This is a genomic window from Nocardia sp. CA-119907 (assembly GCF_050955995.1).
In the GTDB taxonomy this organism is placed as follows: Bacteria; Actinomycetota; Actinomycetes; order Mycobacteriales; family Mycobacteriaceae; genus Nocardia.
On the sequence record NZ_CP192091.1, the window covers coordinates 5,789,160 to 5,811,750 of the forward strand.

The window sequence follows — 22,591 nt, forward strand, 5'->3', positions numbered from 1 at the left end:
TACCCGACTCTCGAGCCGTCACGGACGGAACACGCAGGCACATTGCACCCCCCCAAAGAAAAGTGGACGGCGTAACTCCCATAACGCCGTCGACCCGGCGGAAGAAGCCAAAAGGCCTGTTCCCCAGGATGATTCCGGTTACCCGTACCCGATGCTAGGTCATGGTCGAGACATCCGCCAACCGGCGCGGCAGGTTGTCAACTCGCGCCGCCGAATGACCAGCAGCCGGACCTGCCATGATGTGGTCGTGCTGGGCGCGGACTTCGACACGCGCGCGCACCGTTTCGCTTCCGAACTCGGCGATACTCGGGTCTTCGAGGTCCACCATGCGATCACCGAGGTGACCATCGATCCCGCCGCGCACGTCACCACATGAAGCGAGTCGAGCGAATCGGGCAGCCGCTCCGATCCGGTATCGCCCCGGGGCCGCTGCCCAAGGTGCTCTCCGGCCACACCTCGACCTGGTCGAACACCTCGGACCAGATGAGTAGGAACAGAGGTACTCGATTACGACCTCGGGCGTATCAGCAGGGCGCCCATGCGGATTCATGAGCGTTGCACACGCGTCTCGCCCCGACCTACCAGGTCTGGCCGGATTCCACCGACCAGACCCGTCATCGAGCTACGGCGTGACGCGTTCTTTGGAGCGCGTCCGCACCCGCAACGCGATCGGCTTCTGGGTTTCGGCGAAGAAGTCGTTGCCCTTGTCGTCCACGACGATGAACGCCGGAAAATCCTCGACCTCGATCTTCCAGACCGCTTCCATACCGAGCTCGGGATATTCGAGCACCTCGACGGACTTGATGCAGTCCAGTGCCAGCCGCGCGGCGGGTCCGCCGATGGAGCCGAGATAGAAGCCGCCGTGCTCCTTGCACGCCTTGGTCACCTGCGCGGAGCGGTTGCCCTTGGCCAGCATGACGAAAGACCCACCGGCAGCTTGGAATTGGTCGACATAGGAGTCCATGCGCCCGGCGGTGGTCGGGCCGAACGAACCGGAGGCGTAGCCCTCGGGCGTCTTGGCCGGGCCGGCGTAGTAGACGGCCATATCGCGCAGGTACTGCGGCATCGGCTCACCCGCGTCGAGCCGCTCCTTGATCTTGGCGTGCGCGATATCGCGCGCCACCACCAGCGGGCCGGTCAGCGAAAGCCGGGTCTTCACCGGGTATTTCGAGAGTTCGGCGCGGATTTCGTCCATCGGCCGGTTCAGGTCGATCTTGACCACATCGCCACCGAGAATGGCGTCGGTCTGCTCCGGCAGGTACTGCGCGGGCTCGCGCTCTAGCTGCTCCAGGAACACACCCTCCGGGGTGATCTTGGCCAGCGCCTGGCGGTCCGCCGAACACGACACCGCGATCGCCACCGGGCAGCTGGCGCCGTGGCGCGGCAGGCGCACCACGCGCACATCGTGGCAGAAGTACTTACCGCCGAATTGCGCGCCGATACCGAACTCCTGGGTGAGCTTGAAGACTTCCTCTTCCAGCTCGAGATCGCGGAACGCGTGCGCGGCCATGGAACCCTCGGTGGGCAGGTTGTCCAGGTAGTGCGCGGAGGCGTATTTGGCGGTCTTCAAAGCGAATTCGGCGCTGGTGCCGCCGATCACCACGGCGAGGTGATAAGGCGGACAGGCCGCGGTGCCGAGCGAACGGATCTTCTCGTCCAGGAACTCCAGCATGCGCGTGGGATTGAGCACGGCCTTGGTTTCCTGGTACAGGAACGACTTATTGGCCGAACCGCCACCCTTGGCCATGAAGAGGAACTTGTAGGACGGATGCGCGGGATCGCCCGGCGTGGAGTACAACTCGATCTGCGCGGGCAGATTGGTGCCGGTGTTCTTCTCGTCCCACATGGTGATCGGCGCGAGCTGCGAGTAGCGCAGGTTCAGCTTGGTGTACGCGTCGAATACACCGCGGCTGATCCATTCGGCGTCGTCCACACCGGTCAGCACGCCCTCGGACTTCTTGCCCATGACGATCGCGGTACCGGTGTCCTGGCACATCGGCAGGATGCCGCCCGCGGAGATGTTCACATTCTTGAGCAGGTCCAGCGCGACGAAGCGGTCATTGCCGCTGGCCTCGGGATCATCGATGATCCGGCGCAGCTGGGACAGGTGCGCGGGCCGCAGGTAGTGGCTGATGTCGTGCATCGCCTCGGCGGTGAGCAGGCGCAGCGCCTCGGGCTCGACCTGCAGGAAGGTGCGGCCGTTGTGTTCGAAGGTGTTGACGCCCTCGGTGGTGATCAACCGGTAGGGGGTGTCGTCGGCGCCGATCGGCAGCAGATCTGAATAGCGGAAATCCGGCGCGGTCACGGACGCACTCCTTCGGGCGGGCCTGGGATCGGTCTACGCAGGCTGGTCACGAGCACGACGAGCGTATCGGCCGATCACCGGCCAACCATTGCTTAGGCAAGCCTCACTCGGTGCATCGGTCCAAAAGGTTGCACGTTCAACCCCAGCAGTGCTACCTCTCAGATCTGGCAGTTGTCGCGCGACAAACGCGGCGCGACAATCCACCTGACATGTCAGAGTTTGGAGCGCACTCGTGACCGATCCCCACTGGCTCGATGATGTCGAAATGCGTGCGTGGGTGGGATATGTGCGCACCCGCGACCTCATCGCCGCCGCGGTCGGGCGCGACTCATCCCGCGAGTCGAACCTCACCTACGTCGAATACTCGGTGCTCGCCTATCTGGCCGACGCACCCGATCACCGACTCACCTTCGCCGATCTGGCCACCAAACTCGAATGGTCGCAGAGCAGGCTCTCCCATCAGATCACCCGCATGGAGAAGCGCGCGCTGGTGGCCAGGGAACCGATTCCCGACGATGCCCGCCGTACCGCGGCGCGGCTCACCCCGCGCGGCGCGGAGGTGCTGGCCACCGCCGCACCCGCGCACGTGCGCAGCGTGCGCAGACATATGGTCGACGTCCTCGACCGCCAGCAATTGGCCGCCCTCGCCGATATCTACGACACGCTGCTCACCCATCATCGAAGAGCCGCCGCCCCCGAATAACCCGCCCGCCGGTCAAGCCGACTGTACGGCTCGCGCCGGCACACCGAGCGCCCGTTCGAACCCGTCCGGCACCACCAGATCGCCGCGATCGAGCTCGCCGACACCGGTCTTGCGCAGTCCCAACAGTGCCGAATCGATACCGCCGCGCAGGATGTCGAGCACATTCTCGACACCCGCCTGCCCGTTCGCGGCCAGGCCCCACAGATAGGCCCGTCCGATCATTACCGCGCGTGCCCCCAGCGCCACCGCCTTCACCACATCGCTGCCGCGCCGGATTCCGCCATCGAGCACCACCTCGATCTGCGACCCGACCGCATCGGCCACCACGGGCAGGGCCCGGATCGCCGCCGGCGTGCCATCGAGATTATTGCCGCCGTGGTTGGACACCGAGATCGCCGCGACCCCGGCATCGACCGCCCGCCGCGCATCGTCGACGCGCATCACGCCCTTGAGCATGACCGGACCACCCCACTGCTCGCAGATCCACGCCACATCCGCCCAATCCGGCGCTGGCGTGCCCATCCACTCACCGTACGCACCGAAAAAGCCGGGTGCCGGTCCGTCGCCGACGGCCATATTCGGCGCGGTGAGATCCGGAATGTGCCCGGACCGAATGTAAGTCGCCAGCCAGCGCGGCCGCGCCAGCGTCTGCGGCGCGAATGTCAGCATGGTCTTCAGGTCGAGCTTTTCCGGGATCACCGGGCTGCCCCAGTCGCGCCCGTGCGAGAAGGACCAGTCCAGGGTCAGGATCAGACCGACCGCACCCGCCGCCTTGGCGCGCGACATCCGTTGCAGGATCTCATCTTTCGAACCGCACCAGTACAGCTGGAAGAAGGTCGCCGGATTCGCCGCGATGACCTCCTCGATGGGCTTGCTCGCGAAGGAACTGAGTCCCATGGCGATGCCGCGGGCCGCGGCCGCGCGCGCCACGGCCACCTCACCGTCCGGATGCACCGCCTGCACACCGGTGGGCGAGATCAGTACGGGCATCGAAAGCTGCTGTCCCAGTACGGTTGTCGACTGGTCGCGGTCGCCGATCGGGCCCGCGCAGTGCGGCGCGAAGCCGAGTTCGGTGAAGGCCCGCTCATTCTCATCGATAGTTTGGCCGCGCTCGGATCCGGCGATCAGCGCGCCATACACCGACTTCGGTAGTCGTTTCTTTGCCCGCCGCTGCGCTTCGGCAACGGTTTCGAACCAGGGGTTCACGAGAGGGGTCCTTTCGGGGAAGCCGCCGGCCACCACAGCCGGATCTGTTCGTTCAGGTCAGCGGTCAGTTGGTCGAGCAGGGCGGCGCCCTCCTCGGCGCTGGCACCCGCCGGATCGCCGAGTACGCCATTGGCGCTCACCGCGCGCACGCCGCCGGTGCGCAGCAGGGGCAGGATCTCGGGCAGCGGCCTGGTATCGCCCGCGACGGCCAGATCGGTTCGCACCGAATCCGGCCGCAATGCCAGTTGCATCGAGGTCTCGGCGCGACCCGCGTGCGGATCGCCCCGATAGCGCGGCATGTACACCCGAACATCCCGCGATTCGCCGCGCAGCAGCGCCTCCGCCTTGCGCAGCGGTTCGAGATTTCCGCCGTGCCCGCTGATGAGCACGATGCGGTCGAAACTATCGGTGGCCGAACGGCACAACTCCACGATCAGCAACTCCAGCGCGGCCTGCCCGATGGACAACGTGCCAGCGAATCCCGCGTGCTCACCACTGGATCCGTACGGAATCGCCGGTGCCACAAGCACATCCGGCCGCGCTCCGGACAATCGGGCACACAACGCCACCGCGATATCGGTATCGGTGGACAGCGGCAGATGCGGTCCATGCTGTTCGGTGGCTCCCACCGGCACGGCCAGGATTACGCCCGCGGCGGCGCGCTCACCCGCCTCCGGCGACGTGAGCCGCGCCACGGCCACACTGTGGTCCGCGACACTTTCCGACATGCCGCGAGATTATCGTCAGTCACTGACATAATCAATACCGTGACAGATGCCAGAGTGCGCGGCCGGCCACGCGGGACGAGCAAGCGCGAACTCGAACTGATCGCCATGCGGTTGTTCACCGAACAGGGCTTCGACGAAACCACCGTCGAACAGATCGCCGCGACCGCGGGCATCAGCGGACGCACCTTCTTCCGCTACTTCCCCACCAAGGCCGAGGTGCTCTGGTACCAGTTCGACGACGAGGTCGCGGCCCTGCGCGCGGCCTTCGCCACGGTGCCCGACGAGCTGCCGATGATGACCGCCGTGCGCCGAGTCGTGGTGAACGCCAATCGATATCGCGCCGAGGACGTCCCCGAACTGCGCGTTCGCATGCAGTTGGTCGGCAGCATTCCCGCACTCGCCGCCACCGCCGGCGCGCACTACGACGCATGGGAACGGGCGGTGAGCGCCTTCGCCGCGCGCAGGCTCGGCGAGCCGGAGGACGGTCTGCTCCCCCTTGCCGTCGGCCGCACCACCCTGGCCGCCGCCCGCGCCGCCTTCGACGCCTGGCTCGCCAGGGCCGACGCCGACCTCACCGTTTATCTCGACGAGGCGCTCGCGGCACTGGCACGTGGATTCGCGCCGGACGAACGGAATACGGATCTACCGGCGGGCTAGCGTCAGGTTTCACCGGCGACCCCGATGGGGTAAGACTAGGCTCGGTATCGGCGAGCAGCCGAACGCACGACTATCCCGACAAACCCGTCGAAAGGGGCTGGAATTTCCATGTCCGAGGTGTCCATGAGCCTTTCGGCGGACTCGCTGCCCGCTGGGACGATCGACAACCTGCTGCCGCAGCTCGTTGAGCATCTGCGCCAGAACCGCACCGCACTGCGCGAAGAATGGGCCCGCCGCATCGGTGACGCCCAGCTGCTCTCCGCCATGACGCCCGAGGAGATCTTCTCCGAGGCCACCTCCGTCTACGACAACTACGTCGAGGTGCTCGAAACCGGTAGCGCCGAGGCGCTGCAGGCCTACGCGCGCGACCTGTCCGAACGCATCATTCCGCGAGGCGTCGAGACCGATGAGGTCATCGGCATCGTCCTGCTGCTGCGTGATGTGCTGGCGCGCAGCCTCTTCGAGAAGTATCAGTCCAACTTCGAGCTGCTCAACCATGTGCTCGACGCCTACGAACCGGCCGCCAACCGCATCGCCAACACCGTGACCGTATCGTTCGTGCAGGAACGCGAGCGCGTCATCCGGCAACAGCAGGAAGCCATCCGCGAGCTGTCCACCCCGGTGCTGCAGGTGCGCGAGCAGCTGCTCATCCTCCCCATCATCGGCGTGCTGGACAGCCAGCGCGCCCGCCAGCTCACCGAGCAGCTGCTGCGGGCTATTCGCGCCAACCGCGCCAAGGTGGTCGTGATCGACATCACCGGTGTCCCGCAGATCGACTCCACGGTGGCCAACCACCTGGTGCAGACCGTCGACGCATCCGGCCTGATGGGCGCGAACGTCATCATCACCGGCCTGTCCTCGGAGATCGCGCTCACCCTGGTCACCATCGGGCTGGACTTGTCGAAGATGAACGCGGTCGGCGATCTCCAGGGCGGTATCGAAGAGGCGGAGCGTCTGTTGGGCTACGAAGTCACACGCGTGACCGATCGACTTCTGACCGAACGCGACGGACGGTAATCGGGCGGGCTCATGCCGGTACCCATACTCAAACAGGGCACCTATCTCATCGCGTCGGTTCAATCAGCCTTGACAGATGCCGATACCGAACGCCTGCAGGACGACCTGATGAAGCAGGTCTCCAAGTATCGTGCGCACGGCATCATCGTCGATGTCACCGCGATCGACGTAATGGATTCGTTCGCGGCGAGATCGCTGCGTACCATCGCGCACATGACGCAGCTCCGCGGTGCCGAAACGGTCATCGTCGGGTTGCAACCCGAAGTCGCGTTCGCCATGGTGCAACTGGGTCTCACCTTCGAGGACATGCACACCGCCCTCGACTTGGAAGAGGGCTTGGCGTGGCTGAACCGCAAAACCCCGGCCCGCCGCCAGCGAGATGGTCGTGACAGTGGCCGCTGAGAACTTGGTGATAGCGGTCAAGGTGTCGGGTGACATCGTGATCGCACGTCAAGCCGGTCGAGAGCTGGCGGCCAAGCTCGGATTTTCTCTGACGGATATGACCATGATCTCGACGGCGATCTCCGAGATCGCCCGCAACATCACCAGCTACGCGGGCAGTGGTGAAATACGTTTGCTGGTCGACGACCGGGAGGGTCGCCAGGCGCTGGTCGTCCAGGCCGAGGACCAGGGACCCGGCATTCGCGATATCGCCCGCGCGCTCGACGACGGATACTCCACCGGCCGCGGGCTCGGACTCGGCCTGCCCGGCGCGCGCCGTCTGATGGACCGTCTCACCGTCGAATCCGCACCCGGACGCGGCACGTTGGTTGAGATGTGGAAGTGGGTACCCAACGGTGCATGAGGACGGGATCATCGGCCGGATCGAATGGGCGGTGGCCGGTCGCGCCCTGCCCGGCCAGCGGGTCTCCGGTGATCGCGGCGTCGTACTCGACGCGGGCGGTGGCGCGGTGCTCTTCGCTGTCCTCGACGGACTCGGCCACGGTGCGGCGGCCGCGGACGCCGCCGATCGCGCGGCGCAGGTGCTCTCGGAGAACCGCGCCGAACCCCTGGATGTCCTGATGGTGCTGTGTCATCGGGCCATGGCCGATACCCGCGGTGCGGCAGTGTCCTTGGCGCTGTTCGGGGCGGCCGATACAGTGCACTGGCTCGGCGTCGGCAATGTCGAATCCCGGATTCTGACCGCGGGACCGGTGGGACTCACCATGCGCGCGACGGTCCTGCTGACCGGCGGCATCGTCGGCTATCGGCTGCCCCAGAACCTCCAGGCGCAGACCGTTCCGGTGCGCCCCGGCGATCTGCTGCTGATGTCGACCGACGGCATCGTCACCGAATCCGCCGACAGCGGCATCGATCTGTCCAAATCCACTGCTGAGATCACCGCCGAAATCCTGGCCAGGCATGCCAAGGACACCGACGACGCCTTGGTGCTCGCGGCACGTCACCGGGGCGACGTACTGGAGGAACCAGCGTGAACGGCGGGACGACATGAGCGAGCGCAGCGAGCGAACAATCGACGCAGCCGCAATCGCGGTCATGGCGGGGCCGAGCGCTAGCGAGGCGGAGACATGAGCGCGGCACTGGCCGCATTCCTCGACGCGTACGCGCAAGCGCTACGGCGACACCTCAACTCACCGACCCAGGCCGGTCTGGCCGAGGGCTACGAACTCGGCCGTCGCGCCCTGGTCGAGGGCATCAGCCTGCTCGACCTCACCGAAAACCATTACCGCGTGGTCCAAGCCGCCGAATCGGGCACCGCGAACGAGGCCGACACCACCAAACGCGCCGAGACCGCACTGGAATTCCTGCTGCAGACCCTCGCTGCCCTGGACATCGCCACCCGCGGCTATATCGATGGCACCCGGCGTGCCGAGCAACAGCGTTCGCGCATCGACGATCTCGCGGGTCGCGATGCCTTCCGCACCGCGCTGGTGGAATCGCTGCAGGACGGTTTCTTCGTGGCCGACGCGCGCGGCACCATCATCGAGGTCAACTCCGCCTTCGGCGCGCTGACCGGATACGGCGCCGCCGAACTCCCGTTCCCCCTGCCGCATCCCTGGTCGACGCCCGACGGTCCGCGATATCCCGATCTCGGCGCCGAGGCACAGCGTTTCGTGATTCCGGTCAAACATCGCGACGGCCGCACCGTCTGGCTCGCGGTGAGCACCAGCGCGATGGTCGAACCGGAGAAGTACGAGCAGATCTTCGTCGGCACCATCCGCGATGTCACCGCCGAACACGATGCGCAGGCCCGCGATCAGGCGGCCTCCCGGCTGGCCACCGCTGTCGGCGCGGCGACCAGCGTGGTGGAGGTGCTCGCGGTCGGACTCGATGAGTTGCGACGCACCGTCGGCGCGGAGACCGCGGTGGTCATGGTGTGGCCCAACCGGAATACCGGGCCTGAGGTGTATGTCTCCGGTGCCGAGGGCATTCCGGAGGGCACCGTGCTCGATGCCCGTGCGCGGGCACTGCTGGACCGGGCCCGGCGCAGACCGGCGCGCAGCCTGTTCGCGATTCCGGAGGGCACCGAGAGTTCCGAGGGTATCGTCGCACCGCTCGGTGAGACCGGCGATGCGGCGCTGTGGCTGCGCTTCGCCGCGCCGCGCGCCATCAGCGCCGCGGACTGGACGCTGTTCTCGCTGCTCATCGGCCATCTCAGCCTGGCGGTGCAGCGGGCGCGCAACTTCGATCAGGCGCGTTCGACCTCGCTGACACTGCAGCGGGCCATGCTCGGTCCGATCGAACTGCCGCCGCGGTTCTCGGTGCACTACGAGCCCGCGCTGCCACCATTGGAGATCGGCGGCGACTGGTACGACGTGGTTCCGCTGCGCGACGGCACCATCGGGGTGGTGGTCGGCGACTGTGTCGGGCGTGGTTTGTCCGCCGCCGTCGTGATGGGCCAATTGCGTACGGCCGCAAGGGCTTTGCTGCTGCGCGGTGCCGGTCCGGCGCAGCTGCTCGCGGAACTCGATACCGTCGCTGGCCGGATTCCCGGCGCGATGTGCACCACCGTATGCGCCGCCGTACTCGATCCGGTGCGCGGACTGGTCCGCTATAGCAGCGCGGGACATATGCCGCCGATTCTCGCCGACGTCGGCCAGCCCGGCCGACTGCTCGAGGGCGGCCGGGCGGTACCGCTGGCCACTTTCGACACGCCACGACGGCCCGAGGCCACGACGGCGCTGACACCGGGTTCGACACTGGTGCTGTTCACCGACGGCCTGGTCGAACAGCGCGGCGTCGATATCGATGACAGCTTCGCCAAGATCTCGGCGGTGCTCGCCGATACCGCGGGCAAATTGCCGCGCGAGGTCGCCGACGCGGTGCTGTCGCGACTACGTCCGGCCGCTGGCTACGACGATGACGTCGCCATGGTGGTGTACCGGCAACCGCCCGCCGCGCTGCGGCTGGAGATTCCGGCCGATCCGGATCAGCTCTCGGCCATGCGCAAGCGGCTCAAAGCGTGGCTCGCCGCCGCCGCGGTACCGCACGATCTCGCCTCCGACCTCATTGCGGCGGCCAACGAGGCATGTAGTAACAGCATCGAACACGCCTACCGCAATGGCGGCGGCCGGGCCACTCACGTGATGAGCTCGACGGCCGAACTGCTCGGCCGGGCCACGAGTTCCGCCACGGCGGCCACCACCGACACCGGACTCGTCGAACTGACCGCCGAATGCGATACCGAACGGGTCGTCATTTTGGTCACCGACACCGGAACATGGAAACCACGTTCGGCCGATCCAGGTCCGCGCGGGCGCGGCATCGACATGATGCGCGCGCTGACGGAAGAATTGGAGATAGATCACAGCGGATTGGGCACCCGCGTCCGCATGTCGGTAACCTTGCCCGCGATCAAATCCCCAGTGGCGAACCCCCTTCGCGGCACGAACCGCCAGGTTTCTGGATGACGAATGCAGCGCGAAAGGCGGGTTCATGGCAGATTGTGATGATGTGACCACCAACTCCGGAGATGCGTACCCCCTCGCGGACACGATGACCACCACGGTCGAGGCACAAGAAGGCGCGACCGTGCTGACGGTGTCCGGCGAAGTCGATCTGGCGACCGCACCAGCGCTGGAGAACACCATCGAGGCCATCCTCAATGGCAGACCAGCGGTGCTGATCATCGACCTGACCGCGGTCAGCTTCCTCGCCTCGGCGGGGATGGCGACGCTGGTCGCAGCGCATCAGCGGGCCGGAGACACGACGACCATCGTGATCGTCGCCGACGGTCCGGCCACCAGTCGTCAGCTGAAGATGACGAGTTTGGATCAGGTGTTCGCGCTGCACACCACCCTGGCCGAGGCGCTGGCCAGCTTGCGTTGAGAGCGGGCCGGATGCCGTCGTCGCGACGGACTCCCGGCCCCGGATGGACCGGAATCCCGGCCTCCGCCGTGACGGCGGGGCCGGGATATCCGTTTTCAGCTCAGCACAGCTCTCGCAATTGCTCGATCAACTTGACCCGCTCGGCCGGGGTCGCCGCCATCGGCACCACATTCAGCACCGTGACACCCGCCTCGCGGAACGCGGCGATCCGCTCCTTCACGAATCCAGCCGGGCCGACCAGAGAGATGTCGCGCACCAGATCGTCCGGGACGACCTTGGCGGCCTCTTCCTTCTTGCCCGCCAGGTACAGCTCCTGGATCCGGTCCGCCTCGGCGCCATAGCCGTACTTGGTGGCCAGGGTGTGATAGAAGTTCTTGCCCTTGGCGCCCATGCCGCCGATGTAGAGCGCCAGATGCGGCTTCACGAATTCCAGTAGCGGCGTGACATTCTCGCCGATGGCCAGTGCGGGACCGGCGTAAACGTCCAGCTCGCCGAGGATCGGATCGCGTTTGGCCAGACCGGCATCCAGCGATTCGCCCCAGATCTCCTTGGCCTTCTCCGGGACGAAGAAGATCGGCTGCCAGCCCTCGGCGATCTCCGCGGCCAACTCCACATTCTTCGGGCCGAGCGCGGCGAGCAGCACCGGGATGCGTTCGCGTACCGGATGATTGATCAGCTTGAGCGGTTTACCCAGGCCGGTGCCCCGATCGGCGGGCAGCGGGATCTGGTAGTACTTGCCCTGGTACTCCAGCCGCTCCCGGCGCCACACCTTGCGGCAGATCTCCACCAGTTCCCTGGTGCGTCCGATGGGCGCGTCGTAGGGCACGCCGTGGAAGCCCTCGATCACCTGCGGGCCGGACGCGCCGAGGCCGAGTACGTACCGGCCATCGGAGACGAAGTCCAGGCCAGCGGCGGTCATCGCGGTCAGGCTCGGCGTGCGCGTGTAGATCTGCAGAATGCCCGAGGCCAGCTGCAGCCGCGTGGTCTTGGCCGCCAGATACCCGAGCGCGCTCACCGCATCGAACGAGTATGCCTCCGGCACGAAAACAATATCGAGTCCGGCCTGCTCCAGGTCGGCCACCTCGGCGGCCGCCTCTTTGAAGCCACCCGAGTAGTTGATGCTCAATCCGATCCGCATAGCACTCAACATAACCGCAGCTACGCACCGGGCCTGCACCGGCTACCCCCGCGCGGGCGGTAGCGTATTCGCGGTAGTTCTTCACTGTCGTCGCAGGAAAACGAAAGGCCACCCGCCGTGTCGCAGACCTCCTTCGCTGAGGCCAACCTCGCGCAGTACCTGACCGACCTGGCCGCGAAGGTGCCCGCACCCGGTGGCGGCGCCGTCGCCGCACTGCACGCCGCACAGGGCGCCGCACTGGTGGCGATGGTCGCGCGGTACACCACCCGGGCCAAGGATGCCGAGCACCGGCCGATCGTCGACCGCATCATCGAGGCGGCCGACGCGGCCCGCGAACGTGCACTCGCACTGGCCGACGCCGACGCGGCCGCGTTCACCGCCGTCGGCAGCGCGTACAAATTGCCGAAGGACACCCCGGAACAGACCGCCGCGCGAGCCGATGCGATTACCGCCGCGTTGATCGAGGCCGCCCGGGTGCCCGCCGCCGTCGTCGACGAGGCCGACGAGGTGCTCTCGCTGGCCGCGGAACTGCTGCCGATCGGCAATCCGAATGTGGTCACCGATATCGGTGCCGCCGCCGACGCTGCCCGCGCCGCGGCGACCAGTTCGCAGCTCAATATCGAAATCAACGTCGGCTCGCTGAGCGCCGAACAAGGCGATAAGTTCGCGACGGTGCTGATCCGCATCGACGAGATCACCGCCCGCGCGGACGCATTGCACGCCGACGTAGTGCACGCCGTGCGCGGCTGAGTCTGCAACCGAACGGTCGTACTCGCGCTTGGTCGTTTGTCCGACTCGGCGCCGGGTACGCGACCCCTATAAGCGAAAACTGTGGATCTGGACGGCCGTTACAGAACCGGTACGTCGAGTTGATCATGAAGTCCTAGAATGGATTTCTGCGTCCCACACCAGCGTGAAGGGGTGGAACCTTGCGGAGCGCACTCAGATATTTCTTCCTCGCGACCGTCGTCGTGGCCTTGGCCGCGTTCGGGTCCGGACCGGCGATCGCCACCACCATCCTCAAACCCGGGGTCGACACGGTATCGGCGATTTCGCCGTCGACAGGCCAGGAGGTGGGCGTCGCGACTCCGGTGACGATTCGATTCGCCACACCGGTCGCCAACCGCGAGCGGGCCGAACAGTCGGTCGAGATCCGGGCCACCGCCGCACTGCCCGGCCGCTTCTTCTGGTCGAGCGATCGCGAACTGACTTGGACGCCAACGAGTTTCCTGCCCGCTCGGGCTCCGATCACCGTACAAGCCGGTAACGCACGCACCGAGTTCAGCACCAATGCGGGCGTGGTCGGCGATGCCGATATGTCGGCGCACACCTTTACCGTGAGCATCGGCGGAGCGGTGGCCCGACAGATGCCCGCCTCCATGGGCAAGCCCGGCTGGGAGACGCCGACCGGGACCTTCCCAGTGCTGGAAAAGTTCCGTTCGGTCGTGTTCGACTCGCGCACCATCGGCATTCCGCTGAGCTCGCCCGAGGGGTACGTCATCAATGGCGAGTACGCCGAACGCCTCACGTGGGGCGGTGTTTTCGTACACTCCGCACCCTGGTCGGTGGACTCGCAGGGCTACGCCAATGTCAGCCACGGCTGCATCAACCTGGCCCCCGATGACGCCGCCTGGTACTACGGAACCGTCGGCGTCGGAGACCCGGTGACCGTGCACTGGTGAGCCGTAGACAATCCGATTTTCCTCCGCGACACCGGTCCTCATTTTCGTCGACCGCAGCAAACCTGGCAGTATCCTGCCGGGGTTGATACAACTGCGGGACACACTTGACGGTATGACCTGATGAAGGTGGGCCATGGATCGACCGGATATGACCTCGCGGCCCAATACTGGCCCGCAACCGAGCATTGCGCCGCAACAACCGCTCGGTGACCCGAGGACATATCAGGATCCGAACCACCCCGTGCCGCACCGCCGAATGCCGATTCCGCAAGTTCCAGCGGGGCCCGATCAGGTGCCGTTCCACCAAGCTCCGGGCCCGCACCGCACCGGCCCAATCGGACGGGCACCCGAAAGCCCGATCAGGCCGGGCCCGATGCGCCCGGCGCCAGCGAACCGTCGCGGCCCGATCCAGAACCCCGTCGACCAAGCCGCGAGGCATACGGGCCCGCTGCGCCACGTACCTATCGACGCGGAGCAAACCGGGCCGATCCCCAGGCTGCCGGCCGACACGGGCCCGTTCCGCCGAATCGTCGGCGATCAATCATCGACCAATACCCGTCCGCACCATCAGGTTCCGATCGAGCGGGCACCGATGGACTCCGGACCACTGCGGCGAGTACCCATCGAGCAGGCACCCACCGACTCCGGACCGCTGCGCCGGATACCGAGCGACCAGAGCGCAACACCCTCCCGGCCGCTCGGCCAGATGCCCGACGCGCCGATGCCGACGACAACGGACCCGTTCCGTCGCATAACCGGTCACCGAGGTCCGGGCACGCAAACCCCAAAGCCGCAGGGCCCCGGCCAGACCGGCCCGATTCAGCGGGATCCGATCCAGGAGCCACCTACCCGCCGAGCCCCGGTCCCGACGCGTGAGACACTCCCGCAAAACCCCACCGCTTCGGCGCCGAACCAGCACGGATCGATATCGCAGCACCCACAACATCACGCACCTGCCGAGCAGCCATACGAGCCGACCGTGCCGGATTCGAGCCGCCACGCTCCGGCATCGCACGATCCGATTCAGCACGCACCTACGGCGCACGGCCCGGGACGGCAAGTACCGATCCAGCGAAATCCGGTGCGGCAGAACCCTATTCATTCCGATATCAGCAACGGATCGTTCGTGGGGCAGGGTCCGACAAGGCAAGCGCCCGCTATGCAGCGCCCGATGCGGCAGCCCGCGGTTCAGCGAGATCCCATGCGCCAGAACCCGATCAACTCCGATGCCGCATTGCACCGGCCCCAGCCGGGCCCGAACCACGCCGCGCCCTCACAGCCACCTCGGCTACACTCGCTCGCCTCTCCGGATCCCGCCTATCAAGCGCAAGATCCGATGCGGCAGAACATGATTCATGCGGGTATCGGGGAACTCAACGAGCAGGGGCGCGACTATCAAGACGACCGGCCCGAGTGGGTCGAGGAGCTTCCGGAGGAGAAGCCGCCCGCGCCGGACTACTTCCGGCACGAGGAAGCGTTGGCGGCCATGATCGATCGGTCGGGACGGAATCGGTCGACGCGACGATGGCTGCCCGTCCTCGTCGGCTCGGTCGCCGCCGCCGGGCTATTGGTCGTGGCCTTCGTTCAGCTCGACCCGAATCCGCAGCCGGCGACGGTGGCCTCGTCCAGCCCGAGCCAGATCGCGATTGCCGATCCGACGCCCACCGCGCAATGTCCGGCCGAGCAGGTCGGCAGCAAATTTCAGGGCAATGGGGCCGGCGGAATGGATTCCGGACCGGCAGTCATCTTCGCCTTCCAGTACGCGTATTACGTCACCCGATCCGGCGAGGCGACCCGAGAGTTCGTGGCTCCCAACGCATCTGTCTCCCCCGCCGCGACGATCCAGCAGGGCATCGATGGGATTCCGGCGGGCACGACACACTGCATCATCGTCACTCCGGGTGCCTTCGTCGGCCAGTATCTGGTGCAGGTGACCGAATTTCGACCGGATTCGAAGTCGATCACCTACAAGCCTCAGGCCGTCACGACCGCGCGCATCGGCAGCCAGACCCTGATCACCGCGATCAGCGCCGCCAAATAGTCAGACGGGCGAATTCCACGGCACCAGTATGATCTTCCCGCGAACGCGCCCGGATTCACTCAGGTGGTGTGCCTTGACCACCTCGGCCATCGGCAGTGCCTGATCGATCTCGACCCGCAACCGCCCGTCGTCGAACCAGGCGGACAACGCGCGCAGGTCGCTGCCGGACGGTGTCACATACAGTCGCTCATATCGCGGATCGTCCTCGACATCATTGCCCTGCGCGTCGATCAGGCGTCCGCCGTCCGCGAGTACCGGCAACGATCGTGACCCGTACGCGCCACCGACGAGATCGAAGACCACATCGATATCGCGCACCGCATCCGCGAAATCGGTTGTCGTGTAGTCGATCACCTCGTCCGCGCCCAAATCGCGCAGGAACTCGTGATTGGCGGTCCGGGCCGTACCGATCACGTACGCGCCGCGGTACTTCGCGATCTGCACCGCGAAATGCCCGACACCGCCCGCCGCCGCATGCACCAGCACGCGTTGCCCGGCAACGACTTCGGCAAGTCCCTGCCAGGCGGTCAGCACTGCGGTCGGCGCTGCCGCCGCGTGGATGTGGTCCAGGCTTGCCGGTTTCGGTGCGAGGAAATCGGCCTGCGCCACAACGTATTCCGCATAGGCGCCGTGCCGGCTGAGCACCATGCCGTAGACCTCGTCGCCGACGGCGAACTGCTCGACGCCGGGGCCGACCTCGGCCACTATCCCGGACACGTCGAAACCCAGTGTGAACGGCGGATCGCCGAGTTTGCGCACCAGCCCGGACCGCAGCTTCCAGTCCGCCGCATTCATACCAGTGGCGGCAACCTGCACCAGCACCTCGCCCGGCCCGGCACTCGGCCGATCGACCTCGACGATTTCCAGGACCTCGGGAGCACCGAATGTTCGTTGCGTGATTGTCAGCATGCCCACGATTCTGCGTTCCCCTAGTATCCAAGGGAAAGAAGGCACTTCAATGATCCCGAGGTACCCGATGGATACCATCGTCGACTGGTCCGACTCCGATAACCTGGTCAAGGCCTATCTGACCAACTGTCCGGCACGCGAAGTGCTCACCGTGCTCGCGGACAAATGGGTGCTGCTGGTCCTCGGTGTGCTGCGCATGGCGGGCGGTCCGGTGCGCTTCAATGACCTGCGCCGCCGACTCGATGGCATCACCCAGAAGATGCTCACCCGCACCCTGCGCAACCTCGAGCGCGACGGCCTGGTCCGCCGCGCCGTCTACCCGACCGTCCCGCCGCGGGTCGAGTATTCGCTCACTGATTTGGGTGCCAGCCTGGGCGAACTGAGCCACGCGATGGGTGTCTGGTCGGTCCGGCACCACAACGAAATCCTGTCCGCCCGAGACGATTTCGACACGCGCGCGGCAGCGGAACCCGAACCCGTCTGAGGCCGACAAATCTTCACGACGCTCAGTGTCGTGTCAGGCGGCCCGGACCAGGTCGCCACCGGAGGCGAGGGCGGCATACCGACCGTCGGCGTCCATCAGTTCGCGATGGGTGCCGCGTTCGATGATGTGGCCCTGGTCGAGGACGACGATCTGATCGGCGTCGCGGATGGTGGAGAGCCGGTGCGCGATGGTGATGGTGGTTCGACCTTCCGACAGCGCGTCGATGGCCGCCTGCACCTCCTGCTCGGTTCGGTTGTCCAGCGCGCTGGTGGCCTCGTCGAGCACCAGAATCGGTGGGTTGCGCAGGATCACCCGCGCCACCGCCAAGCGCTGCTGCTCGCCGCCGGAGAAGCGGTATCCGCGCTCACCGACCAGCGTGTCGTAGCCGTCGGGCAGGCTCGCGATGTGATCGTGGATCTGCGCGGCCCGCGCGGCGGCGTACAACTGCTCATCTGTCGCATCGGGTTGGGCGAAGCGCAGATTGTCCGCCACCGAGGCGTGGAACAGGTAGGTCTCCTGGGACACCACACCGACGGCGGCGGCGAGATCGGCAAAGGACATGTCCCGCACATCGATTCCGTCGATGTGCACCGATCCCGATGTCACGTCGTAGAGTCGCGCCACCAGGTATCCGAGTGTGGTCTTACCGGAGCCGGTCGCGCCGACAATGGCCAGACTGGATCCGGCGGGCACGGTGATGTCGATGTCCCGCAACACATCCCGAGCCCCCGAGCCGTAGCCGAAGCCGACGTGATCGAAGCGCACCGAGCCCTGCACACCCGAATCCGGCACCGGCACAGGCTTTATCGGCTCCCGGATATCGGGCTCGAGATCCAGGTATTCGAAGATCCTGCCGAACAGCGACATCGAACTCTGCACCTGCACACCGGTGTAGAGCAACTGCACCATCGGCCGCAGCAGACTCGTCTGCAAGGTCGTGAACGCCACCAGCGTGCCGATCGATACCAGCGGATGTCCCGCCGCGACAGTCAATCCCGCCGCCCAGTAGACGACCGCGGGCATGGCAGCCATGACGATCTGAATCGTCGACTGCCGCCACCGCCCCGCCATGCCGGAGCGGATCTCCAGGTCGACCAGCCCGCGCGACTCCTGCGCGAAATCGTCGACCAGCGTGGGTGAGCGCCCCATCGTGCGCCCGAGCAGTATGCCGCTCACCGATAGCGACTCCTCCACGATCGCCGACATGCCCGCCAACTTCTGCTGGCGCTGCGCAGTGATCTTCCTGCGCTCGTCACCGACGCGTCGACTGATCCAGACGAAGAACGGCAGCATGATCAGCGATACCGCGGTGAGCCGCCAGTCCAACGCGATCATCGCGATCACCGACGCGATCACTGTGGTGAAGTTGGAGACCAGCGAGGTCGCGGTGGAGGTGACCGTCGACTGCATGCCGCCGATATCGTTGGCGATCCGCGACTGCACCTCGCCGGTACGCGTGGTCGTGAAGAACGACAACGGCATTCGCTGTAGCTGCGCATACACCGCGGAGCGCAGATCGTGCATGACCTCTTGGCCGACCGCGGTGGAGATGTAGGTCTGCAGCACGCCGAAGACGGCGGTCAGCGCGGCGACCGCGACCATGCCCGCGGCGAGCACGGTCAGCAGGCCGGTGCGGCCGTGCGGGAGGGCGTCGTCGAGAATGCCGCGCAGCATGAACGGCGATGCCAGCGCGACCAGCGAGGACAAACCGACGAGTGCGGCGACCAGAGCCAGGCGCGCCCGATAGGGACGAAACAGCCGGACGATCCGGCGAAGTTGATGTGGGGGCTGCACAGGCGCCTCCTTTCAAAGCTACATCCTCAAACTGAGCATGACTCATAATTGTTCCCGAAACAATGAGTTATGCTCAACATCGTGGACACCGCTCCCGATCCCGACCTCCCCGAGCTATTCCTGCGCACCGCCAAGCGCATCCGCCGCAACCAGGTCGCCCGCCTCGCACCGCTCGGCATCACCCCAGGCCAGGCACGCGCGCTCCGCATTCTCGGCCACCACGACGAGCCGCTGCGGATGGCCGCCCTTGCCGATCACCTCGGCATCGTCCCCCGCTCCGCCACCACCGTGGTCGACGCCCTCGAATTCGCGCGCCTGGTCTCGCGCGCCCCCGACCCCAGCAACCGCCGCTCCACCCTGGTGACCCTGACCGATTCCGGTCGCGCCGCCCTCTCACAGATGGCCGCAGCCCGCCGTCAGGCCGCCGAGGAAGTCTTCGCCACCCTCGGGTCCGAGCAGCGCGAGACCCTGCGCGACCTGCTCGCGACACTCGAAGCAGCCGCGATGCGGGCGTGACCGACCGCTATTTCTCAGCGATGAGCGGGGCACGCCAATAGACTGTGATGCGCGCCATATTCGAGACCTGACGCGCTCTTGGAGTGCACCGCCTGTGTGCCGGTGCCGCAGCGGAGTCGACGACGCGGATCGCGTGACCAACTCCGTACACAAATGGTCGGGGCCTGGTAGCTGGAGATATGCGATGACCCGAACAGCGAGCTCCGATATCAGAGCATTGCGGGCCAGGGTGGCTGGGCCGGTATTCGCTCCCGACGACGCGGGCTACGACGCGGCCCGCGCGGTCTGGAACGGCGATATCGACAGGCGACCGGCGGTGATCGCCGAATGCCTATCCCCCGAAGACGTGGCCGCGGCACTCACCTTCGCCAGGGAACACGCGCTCGAGGTATCGGTCCGCGGCGGTGGCCACGCCTACAGCGGCACCGGTGTCGGCGACGACGGGCTGATGATCAACCTCGGGTTGATGAACAGCGTCCTGGTGGATCCGGAAGCCGCGCGTGCCCGGGTCGGCGGCGGCGCGACCATGGCGGATATGGATGCCGCGACTCAGGTGCACGGGCTGGCCGTGACCGGCGGGGTGATCAGCGATACCGGCGTCGGCGGGCTCACGCTCGGTGGTGGCATGGGCTGGCTGACGCGCATGTTCGGGCTGACGATCGATAACCTGGTGTCGGCGCAGGTCGTGCTCGCGGACGGCCGGATCGTACGGGCCTCCGAAGCCGAACACTCCGACCTGTTCTGGGCGCTGCGTGGTGGTGGCGGCAATTTCGGCGTCGTCACCGAATTCGAGTTTCGGCTGCATCCGGTCGGACCCGAAGTGCAGCTCGGCTTCTTCTTCTGGGGGCTCGCGGACGGAGGTGCCGCGCTGCGGCTGTTCCGCGAGTTCATCCCGACGCTGCCACTGCGCTCGGGAGTCTTGGTCTGCGCCGGACTATCCGCGCCGCCAGCGCCTTTCGTGCCGGAGCAGTTCCATTTGATGCCGGGCCATGCCCTCATTGTCGCTGGTTTCGGCTCGATCGAGGAGCACGCGCAGGCGGTGGCCCCGCTGCGCGCCGCGCTACCACCTTTGTTCGAATTCATTACGCCCATCCCCTATATCGGATTGCAGAGCATGCTCGACGACTCCGCGCCGTGGGGCGCCTACGCCTATGAGAAGAGTCTCGACCTCGACGATCTCTCCGATGGGGTGATCGCGGTCATCACCGAGCACGCCGGTAACAAGGCATCACCCCTATCCTTCCTGCCCATTTTCACGCTCAATGGCGCCTTCACCGCCGTCGGCGAGAGCGACACCGCATTCGGCGGCGCCCGTACCGCGCACTATGCGTGCAATATCCAAGCCGCCGCCCTCGACCCCGAAACCCTCGCCACCGAACGAACCTGGGCCCGAACGATCTGGGAAGCACTGCACCCCTTGGCTTCCAACTCCGGCGGCTATGTGAACTTCATGGGCGACGCCGACGAAAACCGGGTCCGCACGTCCTACGGTGCCACCAAATACGCCAGACTGGCGACCATCAAATCTCACTACGATCCCGGCAACGTCTTCCACCGCAACGTCAACATCAAACCCGGCTGACAACGCGCCCCCCGCAAGACCTGCCGCGCCATAGCATGAGAATGTGCTGCTGAGCGCATTCCACCGCCCACTCCGAATCGCCACCGCCCTGCTCCTGCTGGCCGGAGTCGCGCTGGCCGCGTTCGGCAGCGCGGCCTCGCTCACCCACCACAGCCCCGCCCGCGCAGCGAGCTTCCTGATCGTCGCCGTCGCACTGGCAAGCGCCGCAGCGCTGGTGCTGCGCGGCCACCGATGGATCATCGCCATCACGACCGTGGCTCTGGGCGGTCAGTGGATCGCGGTCGCTGCGACCACCTGGGAATTGATCCACGGCATCGACCCGATCAAATCCCGTCAACTACACGACCTGGGCGTCACCCCCACCACCGGCGTAACCATCAACCTGATCTACTCCAGCACCGCCGCATTCCTGTTCACCTGGTTCGCCCTGCGCTACTACCGAATCCGCACCAGCGCTCGATAGCAGTACGCCGAAACCGCACTGCGGCAAAGGCACTCGACAACCCGCGGCACTTACGATCGCAGCCGCCCGAACCCGGTACGACGCGACCGGGTGCGCGGTGAACGATCAGGCCGTGCGGGCCTTTTCTGCGGCGGTGACTACGTGGCGCATCAGGAGGGCGGTGGTTACCGGGCCTATGCCGCCGGGGACGGGGCTGAGGGCGGAGGCCTTGCCGCGTACGGAGTCCGCGTCTACGTCGCCGACGATTTTTCCGTCGGGCGCTTCGTTGGTGCCGACATCGATGAGGGTGGCGCCTTCGTGGATATGTTTGCCGGTGACCAGGCCGATGCGGCCTGCGGCGGCGACGACGATGTCGGCGGCGGAGGTGACAGCGGGGAGGTCCGTGGTGCGGGAATGGCAGATGGTGACGGTGGCGTTTTCGGCGAGCAGGAGTTGGGCCAGTGGCTTGCCGACGATATTGGAGCGGCCCACCACGGCGACATGCCGACCGGCGAGCGGGATTTCGTGATGCTTCAGTAGTTCGACGACGGCCTCGGAGGTGGCCGGGACGAAGCCGTCCAGGTTGGAGGCGAGCAGGCCGAGGGACAGCGGGCTGACGCCGTCGACATCCTTGGTGGCCGCGATGGCCGAGCTGACATCGTCGAGGCTGACCCCGGCGGGCAGCGGTGTCTGCAGCATGATCGCATCAATGCCGGTGTCCGCACTGCGGGCGCTCAGTTCGTCACGGATCTGCTGAATGCTCGCGTCGGCACCGAGATCGATGGTGTCGCAGGCGATTCCGAGACGTTCGGCGGCCTTGCGCAGCGAGTTCACGTACCAGGCGCTTGCCGGATCGTCGTTGGCCACGATCAGGGCCAGGCGCGGCGCGGTTCCGCTCGCGGTGAGCGCGGCGGCGCGCTCCTTGGTGTCGGCGTTGATGGCGGCGGCGAGTTCCTTGCCGGACAGCGAAACGGTATCCACGTTGTCACACCCTATCCGCTGCACCCCGCGGTCGGTTCGAGCGGTCACCCCGTGCCGTCCGATTTGCCCGGAGTCGGGAAATAACGCGCGGATCGCCTCCGGCAATTACCCGACTA

24 protein-coding genes are annotated in these 22,591 nt (G+C 66.5%); 16 read left to right on the top strand and 8 right to left on the bottom strand.

Annotation, left to right across the window (positions count from 1 at the left end):
• Window positions 1-214 precede the first annotated feature (214 nt).
• Window positions 215-376, top strand: coding sequence for a class I SAM-dependent methyltransferase (locus ACQP2D_RS25465; RefSeq protein ID WP_433678427.1), 162 nt, complete (start codon window positions 215-217; stop codon window positions 374-376).
• A gap of 246 nt (window positions 377-622) precedes the next feature.
• Here the strand turns inward: ACQP2D_RS25465 and ACQP2D_RS25470 are convergent, their stop codons facing one another.
• Entirely contained in the window at window positions 623-2,305 is a 1,683-nt protein-coding gene (locus ACQP2D_RS25470) for a fumarate hydratase (protein WP_433678429.1), read from the bottom strand.
• 232 nt (window positions 2,306-2,537) lie between these two features.
• Here ACQP2D_RS25470 and ACQP2D_RS25475 point away from each other — a divergent pair, with 232 nt between their 5' ends.
• On the top strand, window positions 2,538-3,008 hold the full coding sequence (locus tag ACQP2D_RS25475) for a MarR family winged helix-turn-helix transcriptional regulator (RefSeq protein WP_433678430.1): 471 nt from the start codon (window positions 2,538-2,540) through the stop codon (window positions 3,006-3,008).
• A 12-nt stretch (window positions 3,009-3,020) separates the two neighbouring features.
• Here ACQP2D_RS25475 and mftD read toward each other — a convergent pair whose 3' ends face one another.
• Together mftD and mftE are read right to left on the bottom strand one after the other, a co-directional pair.
• A complete protein-coding gene (gene mftD / locus ACQP2D_RS25480; RefSeq protein ID WP_433678431.1) occupies window positions 3,021-4,214 on the bottom strand; it encodes a pre-mycofactocin synthase MftD in 1,194 nt (397 codons plus the stop codon).
• Window positions 4,211-4,942: a mycofactocin biosynthesis peptidyl-dipeptidase MftE gene (gene mftE / locus ACQP2D_RS25485; protein WP_433678432.1), complete on the bottom strand. Its 732-nt coding sequence runs from the start codon at window positions 4,940-4,942 to the stop codon at window positions 4,211-4,213. Before mftE ends, mftD begins: the two co-directional genes overlap by 4 nt.
• 39 nt (window positions 4,943-4,981) lie before the next feature.
• On the opposite strand from mftE, the gene mftR reads away from it, so the two are divergent.
• The 7 genes from mftR to ACQP2D_RS25520 all read left to right on the top strand — a co-directional run bounded on the left by mftR (window position 4,982) and on the right by ACQP2D_RS25520 (window position 10,906).
• On the top strand, window positions 4,982-5,599 hold the full coding sequence (gene mftR, locus ACQP2D_RS25490) for a mycofactocin system transcriptional regulator (RefSeq protein WP_433678433.1): 618 nt from the start codon (window positions 4,982-4,984) through the stop codon (window positions 5,597-5,599).
• 108 nt (window positions 5,600-5,707) lie between these two features.
• Window positions 5,708-6,616: an STAS domain-containing protein gene (locus ACQP2D_RS25495; protein ID WP_357319489.1), complete on the top strand. Its 909-nt coding sequence runs from the start codon at window positions 5,708-5,710 to the stop codon at window positions 6,614-6,616.
• Between the two features lie 12 nt (window positions 6,617-6,628).
• The gene (locus ACQP2D_RS25500) at window positions 6,629-7,018 is read left to right on the top strand and encodes an STAS domain-containing protein (protein WP_159930623.1); all 390 of its coding nucleotides are present in this window, start codon (window positions 6,629-6,631) and stop codon (window positions 7,016-7,018) included.
• A complete protein-coding gene (locus ACQP2D_RS25505) occupies window positions 6,996-7,421 on the top strand; it encodes an ATP-binding protein (protein WP_330254750.1) in 426 nt (141 codons plus the stop codon). The genes ACQP2D_RS25500 and ACQP2D_RS25505 overlap by 23 nt, the downstream gene beginning before the upstream one ends.
• On the top strand, window positions 7,414-8,052 hold the full coding sequence (locus ACQP2D_RS25510; protein WP_433678435.1) for a SpoIIE family protein phosphatase: 639 nt from the start codon (window positions 7,414-7,416) through the stop codon (window positions 8,050-8,052). The genes ACQP2D_RS25505 and ACQP2D_RS25510 overlap by 8 nt, the downstream gene beginning before the upstream one ends.
• Before the next feature lie 93 nt (window positions 8,053-8,145).
• Window positions 8,146-10,488, top strand: coding sequence for a SpoIIE family protein phosphatase (locus ACQP2D_RS25515; RefSeq protein WP_433678436.1), 2,343 nt, complete (start codon window positions 8,146-8,148; stop codon window positions 10,486-10,488).
• 25 nt (window positions 10,489-10,513) lie between these two features.
• Window positions 10,514-10,906, top strand: a complete 393-nt coding sequence (locus ACQP2D_RS25520; protein WP_433678437.1) for an STAS domain-containing protein — start codon at window positions 10,514-10,516, stop codon at window positions 10,904-10,906.
• A gap of 100 nt (window positions 10,907-11,006) precedes the next feature.
• Here the strand turns inward: ACQP2D_RS25520 and ACQP2D_RS25525 are convergent, their stop codons facing one another.
• Window positions 11,007-12,044: an LLM class F420-dependent oxidoreductase gene (locus ACQP2D_RS25525; RefSeq protein WP_433678438.1), complete on the bottom strand. Its 1,038-nt coding sequence runs from the start codon at window positions 12,042-12,044 to the stop codon at window positions 11,007-11,009.
• A 117-nt stretch (window positions 12,045-12,161) separates the two neighbouring features.
• On the opposite strand from ACQP2D_RS25525, the gene ACQP2D_RS25530 reads away from it, so the two are divergent.
• The gene (locus ACQP2D_RS25530; RefSeq protein ID WP_433678439.1) at window positions 12,162-12,794 is read left to right on the top strand and encodes a cyclodeaminase/cyclohydrolase family protein; all 633 of its coding nucleotides are present in this window, start codon (window positions 12,162-12,164) and stop codon (window positions 12,792-12,794) included.
• A gap of 179 nt (window positions 12,795-12,973) precedes the next feature.
• Window positions 12,974-13,726 (top strand): L,D-transpeptidase, encoded by a 753-nt coding sequence (locus tag ACQP2D_RS25535; protein ID WP_433678440.1) that lies wholly within the window; start codon window positions 12,974-12,976, stop codon window positions 13,724-13,726.
• 567 nt (window positions 13,727-14,293) lie between these two features.
• Here the strand turns inward: ACQP2D_RS25535 and ACQP2D_RS25540 are convergent.
• Window positions 14,294-14,479 (bottom strand): hypothetical protein, encoded by a 186-nt coding sequence (locus ACQP2D_RS25540; RefSeq protein ID WP_433678441.1) that lies wholly within the window; start codon window positions 14,477-14,479, stop codon window positions 14,294-14,296.
• 583 nt (window positions 14,480-15,062) lie between these two features.
• Here ACQP2D_RS25540 and ACQP2D_RS25545 point away from each other — a divergent pair.
• Entirely contained in the window at window positions 15,063-15,767 is a 705-nt protein-coding gene (locus ACQP2D_RS25545) for a hypothetical protein (protein ID WP_433678442.1), read from the top strand.
• On the opposite strand, the gene ACQP2D_RS25550 is transcribed toward ACQP2D_RS25545, so the two are convergent.
• Complete coding sequence (locus ACQP2D_RS25550; RefSeq protein ID WP_433678443.1) at window positions 15,768-16,676, bottom strand: NADP-dependent oxidoreductase; 909 nt, start codon at window positions 16,674-16,676, stop codon at window positions 15,768-15,770. It lies immediately after the preceding gene.
• 67 nt (window positions 16,677-16,743) lie between these two features.
• Here ACQP2D_RS25550 and ACQP2D_RS25555 point away from each other — a divergent pair, with 67 nt between their 5' ends.
• Window positions 16,744-17,160: a winged helix-turn-helix transcriptional regulator gene (locus ACQP2D_RS25555; RefSeq protein WP_433678444.1), complete on the top strand. Its 417-nt coding sequence runs from the start codon at window positions 16,744-16,746 to the stop codon at window positions 17,158-17,160.
• A 33-nt stretch (window positions 17,161-17,193) separates the two neighbouring features.
• Here the strand turns inward: ACQP2D_RS25555 and ACQP2D_RS25560 are convergent, their stop codons facing one another.
• On the bottom strand, window positions 17,194-18,954 hold the full coding sequence (locus ACQP2D_RS25560) for an ABC transporter ATP-binding protein (RefSeq protein WP_433678445.1): 1,761 nt from the start codon (window positions 18,952-18,954) through the stop codon (window positions 17,194-17,196).
• Window positions 18,955-19,035: 81 nt separating this feature from the next.
• On the opposite strand from ACQP2D_RS25560, the gene ACQP2D_RS25565 reads away from it, so the two are divergent.
• The 3 genes from ACQP2D_RS25565 to ACQP2D_RS25575 all read left to right on the top strand — a co-directional run bounded on the left by ACQP2D_RS25565 (window position 19,036) and on the right by ACQP2D_RS25575 (window position 21,515).
• The gene (locus ACQP2D_RS25565; protein WP_433678446.1) at window positions 19,036-19,470 is read left to right on the top strand and encodes a MarR family winged helix-turn-helix transcriptional regulator; all 435 of its coding nucleotides are present in this window, start codon (window positions 19,036-19,038) and stop codon (window positions 19,468-19,470) included.
• A gap of 184 nt (window positions 19,471-19,654) precedes the next feature.
• Window positions 19,655-21,052, top strand: coding sequence for an FAD-binding oxidoreductase (locus ACQP2D_RS25570; RefSeq protein ID WP_433678447.1), 1,398 nt, complete (start codon window positions 19,655-19,657; stop codon window positions 21,050-21,052).
• Between the two features lie 43 nt (window positions 21,053-21,095).
• Entirely contained in the window at window positions 21,096-21,515 is a 420-nt protein-coding gene (locus ACQP2D_RS25575) for a hypothetical protein (protein ID WP_433678448.1), read from the top strand.
• Window positions 21,516-21,620: 105 nt separating this feature from the next.
• On the opposite strand, the gene ACQP2D_RS25580 is transcribed toward ACQP2D_RS25575, so the two are convergent.
• Entirely contained in the window at window positions 21,621-22,475 is an 855-nt protein-coding gene (locus tag ACQP2D_RS25580; protein WP_433678449.1) for a bifunctional 5,10-methylenetetrahydrofolate dehydrogenase/5,10-methenyltetrahydrofolate cyclohydrolase, read from the bottom strand.
• Between the last annotated feature and the right edge of the window lie 116 nt (window positions 22,476-22,591).